The sequence below is a fragment of the Microbacterium sp. BK668 genome (genome assembly GCF_004362195.1).
In the GTDB taxonomy this organism is placed as follows: domain Bacteria; phylum Actinomycetota; class Actinomycetes; order Actinomycetales; family Microbacteriaceae; genus Microbacterium.
On the sequence record NZ_SNWG01000001.1, the window covers coordinates 1,661,385 to 1,679,888 of the forward strand.

Here is an 18,504-nt window from a genome sequence, read left to right on the forward strand (position 1 = left end):
CGTCAGGAGGTCCCGGCGAACTCTCCCGCCGCGATGGCGTCGGCGTACTTGCGGATGTCGGGCCCGGGCTCGTAGTCGATGAAGCGGTCCTTGAGTCGGGCGTTGAGCTGCGCGAAGGCGTCGTCGGACGAGATGCTCCCGCCCGAGCCCGCGATGTCGAGCACGGCCTCCCTCAGCACGCGGTCGGAGTCCTCGAGGATCTTCGCGCGGGCCTGCTCGTTCCAGCTGATCTCTGAAGCGTCCATGCCGCGACGATAGGCGCATGCCCGTGACCCTGGGGCGGGGTTGCGTCGGCCGCCTGTCGTGTGCTTGCCGTCGGGCGCGCGGCGGCGCGGCGTCGGGCCGTCGGGCGCGCGGCGGCGCGGCGTCGGGCCGTCGGGCGCCCGGCGGCGGGGCGCCATAGCGGAAGGGGCGCTGCGTGGAGGCGCGGCCGACGAGCGCCCCTGGCGCTGCGCAAGGTCGCGGTGACGTGCAGGATCGCGGATGCCTCGGGACACATGTCTCCGCGATCCTGCACATCTCCGCGATCCGGCGCGCTCGGGATGCCGCGAGGCGGCGGAACGGGACGAACGACCTCTGCTCCGCCCCGGTGTACCCGCCCGGCCGGGAAGCTTCAGGCGTCCCGGCCCACCTGCAGCGCGGCCCACACGTCGGCGCGGGCGGCGAAGGACGTGAGGTCCGTGCCGAGCAGACGCTGGGCGAGGGCGATCCGCGCGCGGACCGTGTGGCGGTGCACCCCGAGCGCCGTCGCGGCCGCGTCGATGCGGGCATCCTGCTCGAGCCAGGTCCGGACGGTCTCGACGAGCGCCGTTCCGTGCACGGCGTCATTCTCGCGAAGGGGGGCCAGGCGGGCGGCGGCGAGGGACCGGGCGGCGTCGGAGTCCAGCGCCGAGAGGAGTCCGGATGCCGCGATCTCGCCGAACCGGCTCACCGGCTGGCTTCCGCGGCGAAGCGCCGTGAGGGCCTGCGAGTGCGCGTCGGCGAACTCCGCCCACGGCGCCGGCTCGGACACCCCCAGACGAGCGGCGAAGCGGTCCGCGAGCTCGGCGAACACCTGATCGTCGCTGCTCGCCACGACGAGGTGGTCCTCCGCCCGCCCGTGGAAGACCGACCCGCGCGTCTCCGACGCCCGGAGCGTGAGCCACTCGGCCACCGCGTCCGCCCGCGCCGTCGCCGGATCGGTCACTCCGACCCGCACCGGCGATGCGGGGAAACCGCCCCAGAGATCGCGCGCGATGCGCCGCGCAAGGGCGGGCTCCCCCGAGAGGAGAAGCTGGACGAGCCCCGTGCGCAGGAGCTCCTGCGCACGGGTGAGGCGCTGCTGCTGCTCGAAGGCGAGGCCGGCCATGGCGACGACGGACGTGACGACGCCCCGGCCCTCCTGGTCGAGCTCGCCGCCCGCGATCGCGATCACGCCCCGCAGATGCCCCCCACGGCCCAGCGTCTGCATCGTGAAGGCCTGGTCGCCGATCCGCAGCGATGAGCCGGCCCGCGCCCCGCGGCGCAGGACGGCGCCGACCTCCTCGGTCAGCCCCGCGAGCACCGCCTCCGGCAGGCCCGCGACGGGGTGCTCACGGCTCAGCGCGCCCGCCGCGTCGAAGAGCCCGACCCACATGCCGAGCTGACGTGACAGCTCCGCGAGGGTCGCACCGAGGCCGTCGGGCCGGAGTGCCGCGAGGGCGATCGCGCGCTGCGCGGCGAGCGCCCAGCTCCGCCGCGCGTACGCCTGTGCGGCGATCGCCTCGGCGTTGGCGCGGGCGACGGCGATGAAGGGCGTCCGGTACGGCACCTCGAACAGCGGCATGCGCTCGTCGCGGCATGCGTCGACGAGCGCGGGCGGGATGCCCTCGCGCACGACCTCGGTGCCGAAGCCGAGCGCGACGACGCCGCGCGCCGACAGGCGGTGCACGTAGTCGCGGATGAGATCCGGGTCGTCGCCGGCACCGTGGAACTGCGTCCCCGTCGTGAGCAGCGCGAGCCCTTCGGACAGGAACGGTGTGGGGTCGGCGAGGTCGGAGCTGTGCACCCACCGCACGGCCTGGTCGAGCGCACCGGGCAGGAGGTCGGACTCCTCGGACTGCAGCGTCAGGTGCAGCTCGTGCCGGCGCAGCAGCGAGCGGAGCGTCGCGGCATCGGTCGCGGCATCCATCGGCACCTCACCCACCCCGGTCGTGGTCCTCGTGTACGACATGTACAGGGAACTCAGGAGAATGTACATCGCGGAGAGTGCACCTGTCGTGCGGTGATCCGTACGCTCCCGAGCATGACCGCGACCGAAACCGTCACCGCAACGCCGCTCGGCGGACCCTCCCTTCCGCAGGAGCGTCGTCTCGTCACCAGCATCCCGGGTCCGCTCTCCCAGAAGCTCCTCGCGCGCAAAGCGGCCGCCGTCGCTGCGGGCGTCGGTCACACCGCACCCGTCGAGGCGGTGGCGGCGGGAGGCGGAGTCGTCGTCGACGCCGACGGCAACTCGCTCATCGACCTGGGTTCGGGCATCGCCGTGACGACGCTCGGCAATGCGCACCCCAGGGTCGTCGAGGCGATCCAGGCGCAGGCCGCGCAGTTCACGCACACGTGCTTCATGGTTTCGCCGTACGAGTCGTACGTCGCCGTGGCCGAAGCGCTCAACCGCGTCACGCCGGGCGACCACGCCAAGAAGAGCGCGCTGTTCAACTCCGGCGCCGAGGCCGTCGAGAACGCGATCAAGATCGCCCGCAAGTTCACGAGGAAGCAGGCCGTCGTCGCCTTCGACCACGGCTACCACGGCCGCACGAACCTCACGATGGCGCTGACGGCCAAGGCGATGCCCTACAAGAGCGGCTTCGGCCCCTTCGCCTCGGAGATCTACCGCGCGCCCCTCTCGTATCCCTTCCGCGATCGACTGAGCGGGGCGGATGCCGCGAAGAAGGCGATCTCGATCATCGAGAAGCAGGTCGGCGCCGACAATCTGGCGGCCGTCATCATCGAGCCGATCCAGGGGGAGGGCGGGTTCATCGTCCCCGCCGACGGCTTCCTCAACGCCATCGTCGACTGGTGCCGCGCGAACGACGTCGTCTTCATCGCCGACGAGATCCAGACCGGCTTCGCGCGCACGGGCGCGATGTTCGCGAGCGACCGCTTCGGCATCGTCCCCGACCTGATCACGACTGCCAAGGGCATCGCGGGCGGCATGCCGCTCGCCGCCGTCACCGGTCGCGCCGAGATCATGGATGCCTCGCACACCGGCGGCCTCGGCGGCACGTACGGCGGCAACCCGATCGCGTGCGCGGCGGCGCTCGCGGCGATCGAGGCCTTCGAGACCGAGGGTCTCATCGAGCGCGCGAACGAGATCGGCGAGATCCTCGTGCGCCGGCTGCGGGAGCTTCAGGACAGCGACGCCCGCGTCGGCGACGTCCGCGGCCACGGCGCCATGATCGCCGCCGAGTTCGTCGACCCGGCGACCGGCGAGCCCGACGCGGCGCTCACGGGTGCCATCGCCAAGGCGTGCATCGCCGAGGGTGTCATCGTCCTCACCTGCGGCACCTACGGCAACGTCATCCGTTTCCTGCCGCCGCTCAGCATCCCCGACGCGCTGCTCGACGAGGGCATCGACGTCGTCGCGGCGGCGCTCGCCGCCAACTGACCTCGCGGCTGTCGGACCCGGCCGGGGGAGGCCGGGTCCGACGGCCGTGAACACACTGACCTCGAGCAAAGGAGCAAGAAATGTCGGAGCTGACGCGCGATGTCGTCGTCATCGGCGCGGGAGCGGCGGGTCTGACCGCCGCGAACGAGCTGAAGAAGGCGGGACTGTCGGTCGCCGTGCTGGAAGCGCGGGACCGCGTCGGAGGGCGCCTGTGGACCGACGTCATCGACGGCGCGATGCTCGAGATCGGCGGGCAGTGGGTGTCGCCCGACCAGCAGGCGCTCATCGACACGCTCGACGAGCTGGGGCTCGAGACGTACGACCGCTACCGCGACGGCGACTCGGTCTACGTCGGCCCGGACGGCCAGGCCAAGCGCTTCACGGGGGAGATGTTCCCGGTCGCGCCCGAGACCGAGCGCGTGATCGCCGAGATCACCGCGGAACTCGACGCGATGGTCGCCGAGATCGATCCCGACCGGCCCTGGGCGCACCCCAAGGCCGAGGAGTGGGACACGATCTCGTGGGAGGCGTGGCTGCGCGCCAAGACCGACGACGACGAGGCTGTTCGCAACCTCGCCTTCCCGACCGGCTCGGCGATGCTCACCAAGCCCGTGCACGCCTTCTCGCTGCTGCAGTCGCTGCTCATGGCCGCCTCGGCCGGCAGCTACTCGCACCTCGTCGACGCAGACTTCATCCTCGACAAGCGCGTGGTCGGGGGCCTCCAGCAGGTTCCGCTGCTGCTCGCCGAGCGCCTCGGCGACGATGTCTTCCTCGGACAGCCGGTCCGCTCGCTCGAGTGGACCCCCGCCACCGGCTCGGCGGCCGGGGGTGTCACGGCGGTGACCGACACGCACACGGTGCACGCGCGGTACGCGATCCTCGCGCACGCGCCCGTCCTCTACTGCCGCATCCAGTTCGTGCCGGCCCTGCCGCGCCTGCAGCACCAGATGCACCAGCACATCTCGATGGGCTTCGTCATCAAGGTGCACGCCGTCTACGACCGCCCGTTCTGGCGGGAGCAGGGCCTGTCGGGTACGGCGTTCAGCCCGTACGAGCTCTCGCACGAGGCGTACGACAACACCAACCACGGCGACGAGCGCGGGACCCTCGTCGGATTCGTGTCGGACCGCAATGCGGACGACGTCTTCCGGCTGTCGGCCGAGGAGCGCCGGGAGCGCATCCTCGAGTCGCTCTCGCACTACTACGGTCCCGAGGCCAAGAACCCGGTCGTCTACTACGAGAGCGACTGGGGCTCGGAGGAGTGGACGCGCGGCGCGTACGCGGCGAGCTTCGATCTCGGCGGCCTGCACCGCTACGGCGCCGACCTTCGTGCCGCGGTCGGTCCGATCCACTTCGCGTGCAGCGACATGGCGGGCGCCGGCTACCAGCACGTCGACGGCGCCATCCGCATGGGCCGCCTGGTCGCGGGGAACATCCTCGAGGACGCCCGCGCATGAGCGGGCACATCGTCGCCGGCTACACCGCCACCGATGCGGGTCGGGATGCTGTCGCCCTGGGTGCGCGCCTCGCCGTCGCCACGGGGGCGCGGCTCGACCTCGTGATCGTGCTCCCCGCCGATGACCGGAGCGTCATCACGCCGCCCGACGCCGGGTACGACCGCTATCTGCGGGGACAGGCGGAGGAGTGGCTCGCGGCCGCCGCGGAGTCCGTTCCCGACGGACTCGACCGCGCGACGCATGTGCGCTTCGCGGACTCGTTCGCCGAAGGGCTGATCGCCGCGGCGCACGAGCTGGATGCCTCGCACATCGTTGTCGGCGCCGCCAACGGCGGCCTGCGGGGACGGCACCGCCTCGGCACGGTGGCCACCGAGCTGCTGCACTCCTCGGACGTGCCCGTCGTCCTCGCCCCCGAGGGGTATCGCCGCATCGAGGTGACGGGCGTGAGCCGCATCACGGCCGCCATCGGCACCCGTCCGGGGGCGGACGCTCTCCTCGAGGAGAGCGTCGCCCTCGTCGTGGCCACCCGGGCCAGGCTGCGCCTGCTGTCTCTCGTCTCGGTCGACCTCCCGGCCGGCGTCGACACCGGCGTCATCCGCGTCGCCGGTGCCGCGCACGCCGACGACGTGCTCGGCAAGGCTCTGGAGACCCTCCCGGAGTCGGTCCCTGCCGACGTCGTCGTCGCCCGCGGCGACAGCATCGAGGACGCCGTGGCGCACCTCGGCTGGGAGCCCGGCGAGCTGGCCGTCGTCGGCTCCAGCAGGCTGGCCCAGCCCCGCCGGCTGTTCCTCGGCTCGACCGCGGCGAAGATGCTGCACGAGCTTCCCGTCCCGATGGTCGTGGTGCCGCGCACGCGCGACAAGGAAGGTATCCGCGCATGAGCGCTTCCCAGACCGGGGCGGCGTCGCCGCTGGCCCCCGCCTCCGGCCCCCACGCCGGCGAACTCTCCCAGAAGGGCCTGAGCGCCGGCGCCGTCGGCGTCATCGGCGCCGTCGTGATCGGCATCTCGACGATCGCCCCGGCATACACCCTCACCGCCTCACTCGGCCCCACCGTCGCGGTCGTCGGCACGCAGGTGCCGGCGATCATCCTCGTGGGCTTCATCCCGATGCTGCTGACCGCCTTCGGCTATCGCGAGCTCAACCGCGCCATGCCGGACTCGGGCACGTCGTTCACGTGGGGCGTCCGCGCCTTCGGCCCGTGGATCGGGTGGCTGACGGGATGGGGTCTGGTCGCCGCGACCGTCATCGTGCTCTCGAACCTCGCGGGGATCGCGGTGGAGTTCCTCTTCCTGCTGATCGCCCAGCTGACGGGCAACCCCGCCATCGCCGAACTGGCGTTCAACCCCTTCATCAATGTGGCCGTGTGCCTGCTGTTCATGCTGGGCGCGACCCTCGTGTCGTACCGCGACATGCAGACGACGCAGAAGTTCCAGTACGTGCTGGTCGGCTTCCAGGTCGTCGTGCTCGTGCTGTTCGCGGTGGTGGCCATCGTCAAGGCGGTCGACGGCGAGGCGCCCGACCCGACCGCGTTCTCGTGGTCGTGGTTCAACCCCTTCGAGGTGCCGACGTTCAGCGCCTTCGCCGCAGGCCTGTCGCTGTCGATCTTCATCTTCTGGGGGTGGGACGTCGTCCTGACGATGAACGAGGAGACGAAGAACCCCGCGAAGACGCCGGGCCGGGCGGCGATGCTCACCGTCGTCATCGTCGTCGCGCTGTACCTCCTCCTGTCGATCGGTCTCATCATGTTCGCTGGAGTCGGTACAGGCGCTCTGGGTCTCGCCAACGAGGACATCTCGGCGAACGTCTTCTTCGCCCTGTCCGACCCCGTGCTCGGGCCACTGGCCTTCCTCGTCTCGCTGGCCGTGCTGTCCAGCTCCGCCGCCTCGCTGCAGTCGACGGCGGTGGGGCCGGCGCGCACCCTCCTCGCCATGGGGCACTACGGCGCGCTGCCGCGGCAGTTCGCCCGTGTGAGCCCGCGATTCTTCACGCCGGGCTTCGCGACCATCGTGTCCGCCGTCGTGGCGTCGGTGTTCTACGCCGTGATGCGCGTGCTGAGCGAGAACGTCCTGACCGACACGATCCTGTCGCTCGGCATGATGATCTGCTTCTACTACGGCCTGACCGCGTTCGCGTGCGTGTGGTACTTCCGCAAGCAGTGGTTCGACTCCGCGCGGAGCTTCTTCTTCACCTTCCTGTTCCCCCTCGTCGGCGGCGGCATCCTGGCGGTGCTGTTCGTGACGACACTCATCGACTCGATGGATCCCGCCTACGGCAGCGGATCGAGCATCGGCGGCGTCGGGCTGGTGTTCGTGCTGGGCGTCACGATCATCCTCGTCGGCGTCGTCATCATGATCTGGCAGGCGATCAAGCGTCCGGCGTTCTTCCGCGGCGAGACGCTGTCGAAGGATGCCCCGCCCAGCGCCCGACGCGCACGTCAGACTGTCTGAGACGAACGAAACGGAGATCACAATGAGCGACTATGCCGTCGTCAACCCCGCGACGGGGGAGACTCTCGCCACCTACCCGACGATCAGCGACGCCGACCTCGAGCAGGCGATCGCAACGGCGGATGCCACGTACCGCGTGTGGCGCGACGTTCCCGTGGCCGAACGGGCCGGACGGGTGCGCCGCGTGGCCGAGCTGCACCGAGAGCGGCGCGACGAGCTCGCGGCGATCATCGTGCGCGAGATGGGCAAGCCTCTCGTCGCCGCGCTCGGTGAGGTGGACTTCGCCGCCGACATCACGGAGTACTACGCCGACAACGCCGAGAAGATCACCGGCGACCAGCCGATCGACATCCTCGGCGAGGGCTCGGCCGTCATCCGCCGGTCCGCGCTGGGCGTGCTCCTGGGGATCATGCCGTGGAACTTCCCGTACTACCAGGTCGCCCGCTTCGCAGCCCCCAACATCGTGGTCGGGAACACGATCCTGCTCAAGCACGCGCCCCAGTGCCCGGAGTCCGCGGCCGCGATCGAGAGGATCTACCGCGACGCGGGCCTGGAGGGCGCGTACATCAACGTCTATGCGACGAACGAGCAGGCCGCGACCATCATCGGCGACCCGCGCGTCCAGGGCGTCTCGGTCACGGGCTCGGAGCGCGCGGGCGCCGCGGTGGCGGAGGCCGCGGGCCGCAACCTCAAGAAGGTCGCCCTCGAGCTCGGCGGGTCGGACCCGTTCATCCTGCTGTCGACCGACGACCTCGACGCGACCGTGCAGGCCGCCGTCGACGCGCGCCTGGACAACACCGGACAGTCCTGCAACGCCGCGAAGCGCTTCATCGTGACGGAGGGTCTCTACGACGCCTTCCTCGAGAAGTTCGCAGCCGCCATGACCGCCGCGAAGGTCGGTGACCCGCTCGCCGACGACACGGTCCTCGGCCCGCTCTCGTCGGTCACAGCCGCCGAGCGCCTCGCCGAGCAGGTCGACCGAGCCGTCTCGCAGGGGGCCACCCTGGTGACGGGCGGGAAGCGGGACGGTGCGTTCTACGCGCCCACCGTTCTGACGGATGTGACGAGCGAGATGGATGCCTACCGCGAGGAGTTCTTCGGACCCGTCGGCGTCGTCTACAAGGTCGCCGACGAGGACGAGGCCGTCAAGGTGGCCAACGACACCCCGTTCGGACTCGGCTCCTACCTGTTCACGACCGACCAGAAGCAGGCCGAGCGGGTCGCCGACAAGATCGACGCGGGAATGGTCTACGTCAATGTCGTGCTGGCGGACTCGCCCGAGCTTCCGTTCGGCGGCGTGAAGCGCTCCGGCACCTCGCGTGAGCTGGGCCTTCTGGCAGCCGACGAGTTCGTCAACAAGAAGCTCATCCGCATCGCCTGACGGCATGCCCGCCGAGATCGCTCGGATGACGGCCGTGGCCCGCGTGCCCTCGTCATCCGTGCGATTTCGGCGCGCCGGAGCCGCACCCGCGGGGGTGCGGGAAGATGGGAGACGAGCCCTTCCGGTGGCCGGCTCGGTTCGCGGCCCGCGAGGCCATGCCGTACACTGGAAGTGCAGGAACAAGTCTGCATTCTTTCGCCGTGCCCGGGTTCCGGGCAAAGCCCCTCACAGACAGGACACGGCGGACGCGTGCGGGCAATCGAGACCTCGGGGTCTCTAGGGCGGTAGCTCAATTGGCAGAGCAGCGGTCTCCAAAACCGCAGGTTGCAGGTTCGATTCCTGTCCGCCCTGCGCGTCAGCTCGAGCTGGCACACGGAAGGTAATCAGGTGGGTTCGATGGTCCAAGACGAGCCGAAGGGCGAGGTCGTCGCCAAGTCCGAGGCGACAGCACCGCGCGAGAAGAAGCTGGGCTTCTTCGCGCGCATCGCGCTCTTCATCCGTCAGGTGTTCGGCGAGCTCCGCAAGGTCGTCACCCCGACCCGCCAGGAGCTTGTCAAGTTCACGGCGGTCGTGCTGGCGTTCGTCGTCGTCATGATGGGGATCGTCTACGGTCTCGACCTGCTGTTCGTCTGGCTCACGACCGTCGTCTTCGGCGTGCCGGCTGGGGCTTGAGCACCCACCTGTGACGCGACGCGGGCGGGGATGACGCATCCCGTGCCCACGAACGGAAGAGAACGAAGTGTCTGAAAGATATGTCGACGACGCCGACTGGGCGACCGCCGCGGAGCAGTCGTCGGAGGACGACGAAGCCCAGGAGGGCAACGTGCTGGCCGACCAGCAGCGCTCCGTCGAGGCGGCGGAGCATGCGGCGCTGCACGTCGTGGGCGACTCCGACGACGAGGACGAAGACCTCGCCGACCTGGACGACATCGACATCGACGACCCGGAGGCCGACGCGATCGTGAACGACGCACTGAATCTTGACGAGGCGGCGGAGTCGCAGGCGGCCGCCGAGGTCCTCAACGACGCCATCGCCGAGGAGGCGGCCGACCTGGAGGCCGCCGCCGCGGACGACGTGACCCCCTACGACGGCCCCGACGTCAACGGCGAGCCCGACGAGCCGGTGCTGAGCGAGGAGTTCCGCGAGGACCTCGCCGCGGCCGAGGCGGAGGTCGACGACACCGAGGCGTCCGTCTCGCCCGCCGACGCGGCGGAGGGCTTCGTCGACCTCGACGCGGCCGACGACGAGGACTCCACCGGCGCGTACGCCACCGGGAGCGCCGACATCCAGGGCGAGGACGCGCCGTCCGACGAGGACGCGCCGTCCGACGAGGACGAGGACCCGTACGAGGCATTCCGCACGGAGCTGCGCAGCCTTCCGGGCAAGTGGTACGTCATCCACTCCTACGCCGGCTTCGAGCGCAAGGTGAAGGCCAACATCGAGCAGCGCAAGTCGACGCTCGAGGTCGAGGAGGACATCTACCAGATCGAGGTCCCGATGGAGGACGTCGTCGAGATCAAGAACGGGCAGCGCAAGATGGTCACGCGCGTGCGGATCCCCGGCTACGTGCTCGTGCGCATGGAGCTGAACGAGGACACCTGGTCGGTCGTGCGTCACACGCCGGGCGTCACGGGCTTCGTGGGCAATGCGCACAACCCGACTCCGCTTCGCTTCGAAGAGGCCTTCAACATGCTGAAGAGCCTCGTCGAGATCAAGGAGACCGCCCCCGCGAAGGCCGGCGCCGCCAAGAAGGGTGCCGCCGCCGCCGCGCGGGTCATCCCCGCGGAGGTCGACTTCGAGGTCGGCGAGACCATCACGATCAAGGAGGGCTCGTTCGCGGGTCTCCCGGGCACGATCAGCGAGATCAAGCCCGAGAGCGGCAAGCTCACCGTCCTCGTCTCGCTCTTCGAGCGTGAGACCCCGGTTGAGCTGTCGTTCGACCAGGTCACCAAGCTCTAAGCAGACCGCTTCGCGAAGGCGCTCCGTCCACGGCGGGGCGCTTTCGTCGTTACCGCGCGGGCTGCTTCACCGGGTGCGCCGACTGCGAGCAGAACCGCGGAGATGTGCGGGATGACGGATGCCTCGGCCTCCGGCATCCCGCGATCCTGCACATCTCCGCGGTCCTGCACGCTTTGCCGCCTCCTCCCCAGGCCCGGCGCGAGGCCGGCTCTTCACGTCGTGGCGCGTGCCGTGGTGTGCGGGTGCGGCCGCGCGCGACGCTCGAGCCGTGGAGTCTGTGACCGAGACGGTTCGCCGGGCGGGGGGAGTGGTGCGCGTCGCGGTGCTCCGCGCCCAGGGGTATTCGCGCCGCGCTATCGAGGGCGCCGTTTCGTCCGGGCGGCTCACCCGCCCGCGGAACGGCTGGGTCGCTGATCCCGCCGCGGACGCCCATCTGGTGGCAGCCGCGCGTGCCGGCGTCGTGCTGACCTGCCACACTCAGGCGCGTCGGCTCGGGCTGTGGGTGCTGCGTGCCGACGCGGTGCATGTCGCCGCGCCGCCGCAACATCACGTCGGGGAACTGAGGGCCGGCACCCACGTGCACTGGGCGCGGCCGGTCGTGCCGCGGCATCCCGACGCCCTTGTGGATCCGATCGAGAACGTGCTGGCCCTCGTGGCGTCGTGCCTCCCGCACGAAGAGGCACTCGCCGTGTGGGAGTCGGCGCTGCGTCACGAGCTCGTGCTCCGCGAATCGCTCGAGCGTTTGCCGCTGCCCACAGCCGCGCGCTCCCTGCTCGCGGAGTGTTCGCCGTACTCCGACTCGGGGCTCGAGACGTTCGTGCCCGGGCGGCTGCGCTTCCTGCGTCTGCCGATCCGGCAGCAGGTGTGGCTGGCGGGCCACGCCGTCGACTTCCTCATCGGCGACCGCCTCGTGCTCCAGGTCGACGGCGGTCACCACGTGGGCGCGCAGCGGCGCAGCGACATCGCGCACGATGCGCGGCTGACGCTGCTCGGGTACCACGTCATCCGCGTCGACCTCGCCCAGGTCGTCTCGGCGTGGCCCGAGGTGCACGACCTGATCGTGCGGGCCATCGCGCAGGGGCTTCATCGGGCAGCGTGAGCCCCCGTGCGCAATCGCGGAGATGGGCGGAATGACGGATGCCTCGGCCCCCGGCATCCGCGATCCTGCACGTCTCCGCAGATCCGCACCGCGGAGGACGGCGAAGCCGGCATCCGGTAGACTAGAGCGGTTGCGCGCATCGCGCGACGAACCCCCACCACGTCCAGGGCTCGCCTGGCTCGTGGAAGCGCGCCTCGCACGGGCGCTCGAAACGAAGGAACACAATGGCACCGAAGAAGAAGGTGACCGGCCTGATCAAGCTTCAGATCAACGCCGGTGCAGCCAACCCGGCGCCGCCGATCGGCCCCGCGCTCGGTCAGCATGGCGTCAACATCATGGAGTTCTGCAAGGCGTACAACGCCGCGACGGAGTCGCAGCGCGGCAACGTCATCCCCGTGGAGATCACCGTCTACGAGGACCGCAGCTTCACGTTCATCCTGAAGACCCCGCCCGCGGCGGAGCTCATCAAGAAGGCCGCGGGCCTCCAGAAGGGCTCGAAGACGCCGCACACGGTCAAGGTCGGCAAGCTCACCAAGGAGCAGGTCCGCCAGATCGCCGAGACGAAGCAGCCCGACCTGAACGCGAACGATCTCGAGGCCGCCTCGAAGATCATCGCCGGCACCGCCCGTTCCATGGGCATCACGGTCGAGGACTGAGGGGAGCAGGAAACATGGCTACGAAGTCCAAGGTCTACGAGGCCGCGGCGACGAAGATCGACCGCGACAAGTTCTACACCCCCACCGAGGCAGTCGCCCTCGCGAAGGAGACCGGCTCGAAGAAGTTCGACTCGACCGTCGAGGTCGCGCTGAAGCTCTCGGTCGACCCGCGCAAGGCGGACCAGATGGTGCGCGGCACCGTCATCCTCCCGCACGGCACCGGCAAGACGGCGCGCGTCATCGTCTTCGCGACGGGTCCGGCCGCTGAGGCCGCGATCGCCGCGGGCGCTGACGAGGTCGGCGGCGCCGAGCTCATCGAGAAGGTCGCCGGCGGCTACACGTCGTTCGACGCTGCCGTCTCGACCCCCGAGCTGATGGGCCAGGTCGGACGTCTGGGCAAGGTCCTGGGTCCGCGCGGCCTCATGCCGAACCCCAAGACCGGCACCGTGACCCCCAACCCGGCCAAGGCCGTGGAGGAGATCAAGGGCGGCAAGATCGAGTTCCGCGTCGACAAGCACGCCAACGTGCACTTCGTCGTGGGCAAGGCATCGTTCTCCCAGGAGCAGCTGGACGAGAACCTCAAGGCCGCGATCGACGAGATCGTGCGCCTCAAGCCCTCGAGCTCGAAGGGCCGCTACATCCAGAAGGGCGCCGTCTCGACCACGTTCGGTCCGGGCATCCCGCTGGATGTCAACGCGTTCTGATCGAGATCGCGGCCCCGGCCGCACATCGAGATCCGCAAGGGGTCCCGCCGCCAGGCGGGGCCCCTTCCGCGTTCCCGCGCCAGTGGAGCCGTCGCACTTCGTAATCATCCGCGTCGTGCGGCCGAGGGCGGGGTTACGGTTGACATTTCGCCTACGGGCGAACGCGCACCGACACAGCATCAAGGAGTCCCCATGTCCCGCCGCGCCATCGTCCTCACCGCGCTCGCCGCAGCATCCGTCGCCCTGCTCACCGCCTGCAGCAGCGGCGGTCCCGCACCCGCCGCCTCCAGCGGCGCCTCCGCCGACGACGAGCTCGGGCTCGTGACACCCGGCACGCTGACCGTCGCGACGGAGGGCACCTACCGCCCCTTCAGCTACCACGACGAGGGCTCGGGCGACCTCACGGGCTACGACGTCGAGATCGTCGAGGCCGTCGCCGAGAAGCTCGGCCTCGACATCCAGTTCCAGGAGACCCAGTGGGACGCGATCTTCGCGGGTCTGGACGCCGGCCGCTTCGACGTCATCGCGAACCAGGTTTCGATCAACCCCGAGCGTGAGGCGAAGTACCTCTTCAGCCAGCCGTACACCGTCTCGCCTGGCGTCATCGTCGTGAAGGAGGGCGACGACTCGATCAAGAGCTTCGACGACCTCGCCGGCAAGACCACCGCGCAGTCCCTCACGAGCAACTGGTACGAGCTCGCGCAGGACAGCGGCGCGCAGGTCGAGGCCGTCGAGGGCTGGGCGCAGGCCGTCGCCCTGCTGCAGCAGGGTCGCGTGGATGCCACCATCAACGACAACCTGACGTTCCTGGACTACGAGAAGACGAACGGGCCGACGGGCCTGAAGATCGCCGTCGAGACCGACGACCCCGCCGAGAACGCCTTCGCCTTCACGAAGGACAAGCAGGACCTCGTCGACGCCGTCGACGAGGCGCTCGACGAACTGCGCGCGGACGGCACGCTCGCGCAGATCAGCGAGAAGTACTTCGGTGCCGACGTCACGCAGTGATCGCTGAAGCCGCGACAGGTCCGGCGGCGACGCCGTGGGACCTGTTCCTCAGCTCCTTCTGGCCGATCACGCTCGCGGGGCTGACCGGGACGATCCCGCTCGCGGTCATCTCCTTCGTCGTCGGCCTTCTCATCGCGCTCGGCATCGCGCTCATGCGCATCTCGCGCAATCGCGTGCTGTCGAGCATCGCCCGGTTCTACGTGTCGGTGATCCGCGGCACGCCACTGCTCGTGCAGCTGTTCGTGATCTTCTACGGCCTGCCCTCGATCGGCGTCGTGCTCGACCCCTGGCCCAGCGCCATCATCGCGTTCTCGCTCAACGTCGGCGGCTACGCGGCCGAGATCATCCGCGCCGCCGTCCTGTCGGTCCCGCAGGGGCAATGGGAGGCCGCGTACACGATCGGGATGCCTCGGCGCACCGCGCTGGCCCGCATCATCCTGCCGCAGGCCGCCCGGGTCTCGGTGCCGCCCCTGTCGAACACCTTCATCTCTCTCGTGAAGGACACGTCGCTCGCGTCGCTCATCCTCGTGACCGAGCTCTTCCGCCGTGCGCAGGAGATCGCCGCGTTCAGCCTCGAGTTCATGGTCATCTACCTCGAGGCCGCGCTCATCTACTGGCTCTTCTGCCTGGCCCTGTCGGCGGGGCAGGGCGCCCTCGAGAGGAGACTGGACCGCTATGTCGTCCACTGACGATGCGCTCGCGCCGTCCATCCCGACGGACGACTCGCCCCTGCTGCACGTGCGGGGCGTCCGCAAGAGCTTCGGCGCGCATGAGGTGCTCCGCGGCGTCGACTTCGAGCTGCGCCGCGGCGAGGTCGTGGTGCTCATCGGCCCCAGCGGATCAGGCAAGACGACGGTGCTCCGCTCGCTCAACGGGCTGGAGACGCCGGATGCCGGGACCATCGCCGTGGACGGCGGTCCGACGATCGATTTCGCCGCGGGCGTCCGCCCGGCCGATCGCTTCGCGCTGCGCGACCGCTCGGCGATGGTCTTCCAGCACCACAACCTCTTCCCGCACCTGACCGTGCTGCAGAACGTCATCGAGGGCCCCGTGCGCGTGCAGAAGGTGCGGAAGGCGGAGGCGGCGGCTCGCGCCGAGGCGCTGCTGGAACGCGTCGGGCTCGCCGAGAAGCGCGACGTGTATCCGTTCCAGCTGTCCGGCGGGCAGCAGCAGCGCGTCGGGATCGTGCGTGCGCTCGCCCTGCGCCCTGACCTGCTCCTCTTCGACGAGCCCACGAGCGCGCTCGATCCGGAGCTCGTCGGCGAAGTGCTCAAGGTCGTCAAGGAGCTCGCCGACGAGGGCTGGAGCATGGTCGTCGTCACGCACGAGCTCGGCTTCGCGCGCGAGGTCGCCGACGAGGTGCTCTTCCTCGACGGCGGGGTCGTGGTGGAGCGGGGGCATCCGTCCCGGCTCTTCACGGCCCCCAAGGAGGAGCGCACGCGCCGATTCCTCGATCGGATCCTCCGGCCGCTGGAGTGACGGATGCCGCGGGCGCCGGGTCGCGCGACTAGCGTCGGAGTCATGGTGCGCGCTCTGCAGGACCTCTTCGGGATCGACGAGCCGATCGTGCTCGGGCCTTTCGGGGGGCTGTCGTCGGTCGACCTCACAGCGGCGGTGAGCGAGCTCGGCGGCCTGGGCTCCTACGGACTGTACGGATACAGCCCCGAGCGCATCGGGGAGACGATCGCCGCGCTGCGCGCGGCGACGGACCGTCCGTTCGCCGTCAACCTCTGGCTTCCGACGGGTGACGAGGCGACCCCGCGCGACGTCGATCTCGCGCCCGCGCTCGCAGCCGCCGCACCCCTCTTCGCCGCGGCCGGCGTGGATGCGCCCTCGCCTCCGGCATCGTTCCTCCCCGGCATCCGGGACCAGCTGGCGGCCGTGCTGGAGTCCGCGCCCGCGGTGCTCTCGGTCGTGTTCGGCGTGCCGCAGGCGTGGCTCGTCGAGGCCGCGCGGGCGCGGAGCATCCGACTCGTGGGAACAGCGACGAGCGTCGCCGAGGCGCGTGCCCTCGACGAGGCGGGTGTCGACGCCATCGTCGCGACGGGAGCCGAGGCGGCAGGACACCGCGTGTCTTTCCTCCGCCGCGCGGAGGAGTCGCTGGTGGGGACCTTCGCCCTCGTTCCCCAGGTCGTCGACGCCGTCGGCGTGCCGGTGATCGCGGCGGGCGGGATCGCCGACCGGCGGGGCGTCGCGGCCGCCTTCGCGCTCGGCGCCTCGGGGGTGCAGGTCGGCACGGCCTTCCTTCGGACGCGCGAGTCGGCCGCGACCGATGCGCACCGCGCGGCCATCGTCGCGGCCGCCGACACCGACACGGTGCTGACGCGGGCCATGAGCGGACGGCTGGCTCGAGGCATCCCGAACAGTGCGATGCGGACGATCGAGGCCGCGGGCGTCGTCGCGCCTTTCCCGGCGCAGAACTGGCTGACCGGCGTCTTCCGGGCGGCGGCAGCGCGATCGGGCGACGGCGAGCTCCTCTCGCTCTGGGCGGGACAGGCGGCAGGCCTGGCGACGCGTGAGACGGCGGCGGAGGTGTTCGCAGAACTCCGTGCCGGCCTTCCGGCCTGACGCGTCCGTCCCCGCGCTCGCCGCGTGACGAGCCGACTCGACGTCCAGGTGCGCGATGTCGTGTCACATCACGGCGGGTGACGCCCGCTCCCGTCAGGCGGTCGGCCGCACCTCGAAGCCCGACTCCGCCGACGAGCCCCGGGGCGAGGCATCCGTCACCTGTGCCGCCGTGACCCGCGCACCGGGCGGGCCTCCCGCCATCCACGCGAGCACCTCGTCGACGGGGGCGTCGTCACCCTCGAACTCGGCCTCGACGCGGCCGTCGCGGCGATTGCGCACCCAGCCGACGACTCCGGCGTCCGCCGCGACGATCTTCATCGTGTAGCGGTAGCCGACTCCCTGCACGTCGCCCGAGACCAGGACGTGGACGCGTCTCATGCCTCCATCATGCGGTGCGGCGACGAACGAGTCACGGACCGGGCAGGTCCGCGGCGGATGCCGGGGTCGCCGCATGTCGGCGGCGGGTGCCAGGATGCCTCCATGGGAACCGTCGACGACTACCTCGCCGGGCTGGACCCCGCCGACCGAGCGGTCGTCGAGCGCGTCTACGCGGTCGCGCGCGACGAAGTGCCCGATGCCGAACAGGGAACCGGCTACGGCATGCCGGCCCTCGTCTACCGAGGCAAGCCCCTGCTGTCGGTCAAGCGGACGCAGAAGCACATCGGGCTCTACCCGTTCAGTCCTGATGCCGTGTCGGCGGTGGCCGATGCCGTGCGGGCGCTGCCGGAGACGGGGCTCGACAAGGGAACCGTGCGGTTCCAGCCGAGCCATCCGCTCCCCGACGACGTCGTGCGGGCGCTCGTGCTGGCGCGCAGGCAGCAGATCGACGGCTGACCGGGCGTGGCGTCGCGCCGCCCGCGCTCAGTGCGGCAGGACGAGCGAGACGCCTAGCCCGATCATGACGACCGCGATGACGGCGTCGAGGATCCGCCAGGCCTTCGGCGTCGAGAGCCAGCGGCTCAGGTAGCGCGCTCCGAACGCCAGACCGAAGAACCACACCACGCTCGCGCTCATTGCACCGGCGGCGAAGAGCCAGCGGCCGTCGCCGTGGGTGTTCGCGACCGTGCCGAGGAGGAACACGGTGTCCAGGTACACGTGGGGGTTGAGCCACGTCAGCGCCAGGCACGTCAGAACGACGGGGAGGACCGCCGTGCGGGCAGCGGTCTGCACGAGCGGTCCGCGACGCGCCGCGGCATCGGTCGTCGTGGACGGCGTGTCGCGGGCGGGTCGTGCGGACGACTCCGCGGACGCCGCGCCGCCGGACGGTGCGGAAGCCTGATCGGACGCCTCCCTCCCGACGTCGAGCACCTCGCCGGTCGGACGCCACGCCCGCTTCGCGGCGAGCAGCCCGTAGACGACGAGGAAGGCCGCACCCGCCCAGCGGACGGCTTCGACGAGCCACGGCACGGCCTGCAGCACGAAGCCGACACCCGAGACGCCGAGCGCGATGAGCACGGCGTCGGACACCGCGCAGATCGCCGCGACGAGGAACACACGCTCGCGCCGGATCCCCTGGCGGAGGACGAACAGATTCTGCGCGCCGATCGCCACGATGAGCGATAGGCCGAGCCCGAAGCCGGCGAGTACGGGAGAGATCACC

General features: G+C 70.7%; 19 protein-coding genes and 1 tRNA gene. 16 read left to right on the plus strand and 4 right to left on the minus strand.

Annotated elements, in window-relative coordinates; translation table 11 throughout:
* Positions 1 to 2: 2 nt before the first annotated feature.
* Together EV279_RS07245 and EV279_RS07250 are read right to left on the minus strand one after the other, a co-directional pair.
* Positions 3 to 245 (minus strand): hypothetical protein, encoded by a 243-nt coding sequence (locus EV279_RS07245; protein ID WP_133542176.1) that lies wholly within the window; start codon positions 243 to 245, stop codon positions 3 to 5.
* A gap of 368 nt (positions 246 to 613) precedes the next feature.
* Positions 614 to 2,218 (minus strand): PucR family transcriptional regulator, encoded by a 1,605-nt coding sequence (locus EV279_RS07250; protein ID WP_347876853.1) that lies wholly within the window; start codon positions 2,216 to 2,218, stop codon positions 614 to 616.
* 45 nt (positions 2,219 to 2,263) lie between these two features.
* Between EV279_RS07250 and gabT the strand changes: the two genes are divergently transcribed.
* From gabT to EV279_RS07325, 15 genes are all read left to right on the plus strand, one after another.
* Entirely contained in the window at positions 2,264 to 3,622 is a 1,359-nt protein-coding gene (gene gabT, locus EV279_RS07255) for a 4-aminobutyrate--2-oxoglutarate transaminase (RefSeq protein WP_133542177.1), read from the plus strand.
* Positions 3,623 to 3,702: 80 nt separating this feature from the next.
* Positions 3,703 to 5,079, plus strand: coding sequence for an NAD(P)/FAD-dependent oxidoreductase (locus tag EV279_RS07260; RefSeq protein WP_133542178.1), 1,377 nt, complete (start codon positions 3,703 to 3,705; stop codon positions 5,077 to 5,079).
* Positions 5,076 to 5,960, plus strand: coding sequence for a universal stress protein (locus EV279_RS07265; protein ID WP_133542179.1), 885 nt, complete (start codon positions 5,076 to 5,078; stop codon positions 5,958 to 5,960). Before EV279_RS07260 ends, EV279_RS07265 begins: the two co-directional genes overlap by 4 nt.
* Positions 5,957 to 7,528: an APC family permease gene (locus EV279_RS07270; RefSeq protein WP_208109496.1), complete on the plus strand. Its 1,572-nt coding sequence runs from the start codon at positions 5,957 to 5,959 to the stop codon at positions 7,526 to 7,528. Before EV279_RS07265 ends, EV279_RS07270 begins: the two co-directional genes overlap by 4 nt.
* Positions 7,529 to 7,550: 22 nt before the next feature.
* On the plus strand, positions 7,551 to 8,909 hold the full coding sequence (locus EV279_RS07275; RefSeq protein ID WP_133542180.1) for an NAD-dependent succinate-semialdehyde dehydrogenase: 1,359 nt from the start codon (positions 7,551 to 7,553) through the stop codon (positions 8,907 to 8,909).
* A gap of 278 nt (positions 8,910 to 9,187) precedes the next feature.
* A tRNA-Trp gene (locus tag EV279_RS07280) sits at positions 9,188 to 9,260 on the plus strand.
* Between the two features lie 45 nt (positions 9,261 to 9,305).
* Entirely contained in the window at positions 9,306 to 9,581 is a 276-nt protein-coding gene (gene secE / locus EV279_RS07285; protein WP_133542181.1) for a preprotein translocase subunit SecE, read from the plus strand.
* Positions 9,582 to 9,648: 67 nt separating this feature from the next.
* Positions 9,649 to 10,869 carry a transcription termination/antitermination protein NusG gene (gene nusG, locus EV279_RS07290; protein ID WP_166644483.1) on the plus strand — a complete coding sequence of 407 codons (1,221 nt, stop codon included), beginning with the start codon at positions 9,649 to 9,651 and terminating at the stop codon, positions 10,867 to 10,869.
* A gap of 268 nt (positions 10,870 to 11,137) precedes the next feature.
* Positions 11,138 to 11,968: a DUF559 domain-containing protein gene (locus EV279_RS07295; protein WP_243728472.1), complete on the plus strand. Its 831-nt coding sequence runs from the start codon at positions 11,138 to 11,140 to the stop codon at positions 11,966 to 11,968.
* 224 nt (positions 11,969 to 12,192) lie between these two features.
* Positions 12,193 to 12,624 carry a 50S ribosomal protein L11 gene (rplK, locus tag EV279_RS07300; protein ID WP_133542183.1) on the plus strand — a complete coding sequence of 144 codons (432 nt, stop codon included), beginning with the start codon at positions 12,193 to 12,195 and terminating at the stop codon, positions 12,622 to 12,624.
* Positions 12,625 to 12,638: 14 nt separating this feature from the next.
* The gene (rplA, locus tag EV279_RS07305; RefSeq protein WP_133542184.1) at positions 12,639 to 13,328 is read left to right on the plus strand and encodes a 50S ribosomal protein L1; all 690 of its coding nucleotides are present in this window, start codon (positions 12,639 to 12,641) and stop codon (positions 13,326 to 13,328) included.
* 192 nt (positions 13,329 to 13,520) lie between these two features.
* Positions 13,521 to 14,336, plus strand: coding sequence for an amino acid ABC transporter substrate-binding protein (locus tag EV279_RS07310; protein ID WP_133542185.1), 816 nt, complete (start codon positions 13,521 to 13,523; stop codon positions 14,334 to 14,336).
* Complete coding sequence (locus EV279_RS07315) at positions 14,333 to 15,025, plus strand: amino acid ABC transporter permease (protein ID WP_208109497.1); 693 nt, start codon at positions 14,333 to 14,335, stop codon at positions 15,023 to 15,025. The genes EV279_RS07310 and EV279_RS07315 overlap by 4 nt, the downstream gene beginning before the upstream one ends.
* Entirely contained in the window at positions 15,012 to 15,815 is an 804-nt protein-coding gene (locus EV279_RS07320) for an amino acid ABC transporter ATP-binding protein (protein WP_166644484.1), read from the plus strand. Before EV279_RS07315 ends, EV279_RS07320 begins: the two co-directional genes overlap by 14 nt.
* Before the next feature lie 42 nt (positions 15,816 to 15,857).
* Positions 15,858 to 16,904, plus strand: a complete 1,047-nt coding sequence (locus EV279_RS07325; RefSeq protein ID WP_133542186.1) for a DUF561 domain-containing protein — start codon at positions 15,858 to 15,860, stop codon at positions 16,902 to 16,904.
* Between the two features lie 93 nt (positions 16,905 to 16,997).
* On the opposite strand, the gene EV279_RS07330 is transcribed toward EV279_RS07325, so the two are convergent.
* The gene (locus EV279_RS07330) at positions 16,998 to 17,282 is read right to left on the minus strand and encodes an acylphosphatase (RefSeq protein WP_133542187.1); all 285 of its coding nucleotides are present in this window, start codon (positions 17,280 to 17,282) and stop codon (positions 16,998 to 17,000) included.
* Positions 17,283 to 17,384: 102 nt separating this feature from the next.
* Here EV279_RS07330 and EV279_RS07335 point away from each other — a divergent pair, with 102 nt between their 5' ends.
* Positions 17,385 to 17,738: a DUF1801 domain-containing protein gene (locus EV279_RS07335; protein WP_133542188.1), complete on the plus strand. Its 354-nt coding sequence runs from the start codon at positions 17,385 to 17,387 to the stop codon at positions 17,736 to 17,738.
* 27 nt (positions 17,739 to 17,765) lie between these two features.
* Here EV279_RS07335 and lysE read toward each other — a convergent pair whose 3' ends face one another.
* Entirely contained in the window at positions 17,766 to 18,503 is a 738-nt protein-coding gene (lysE, locus tag EV279_RS07340) for an L-lysine exporter (RefSeq protein ID WP_133542189.1), read from the minus strand.
* Between the last annotated feature and the right edge of the window lies 1 nt (position 18,504).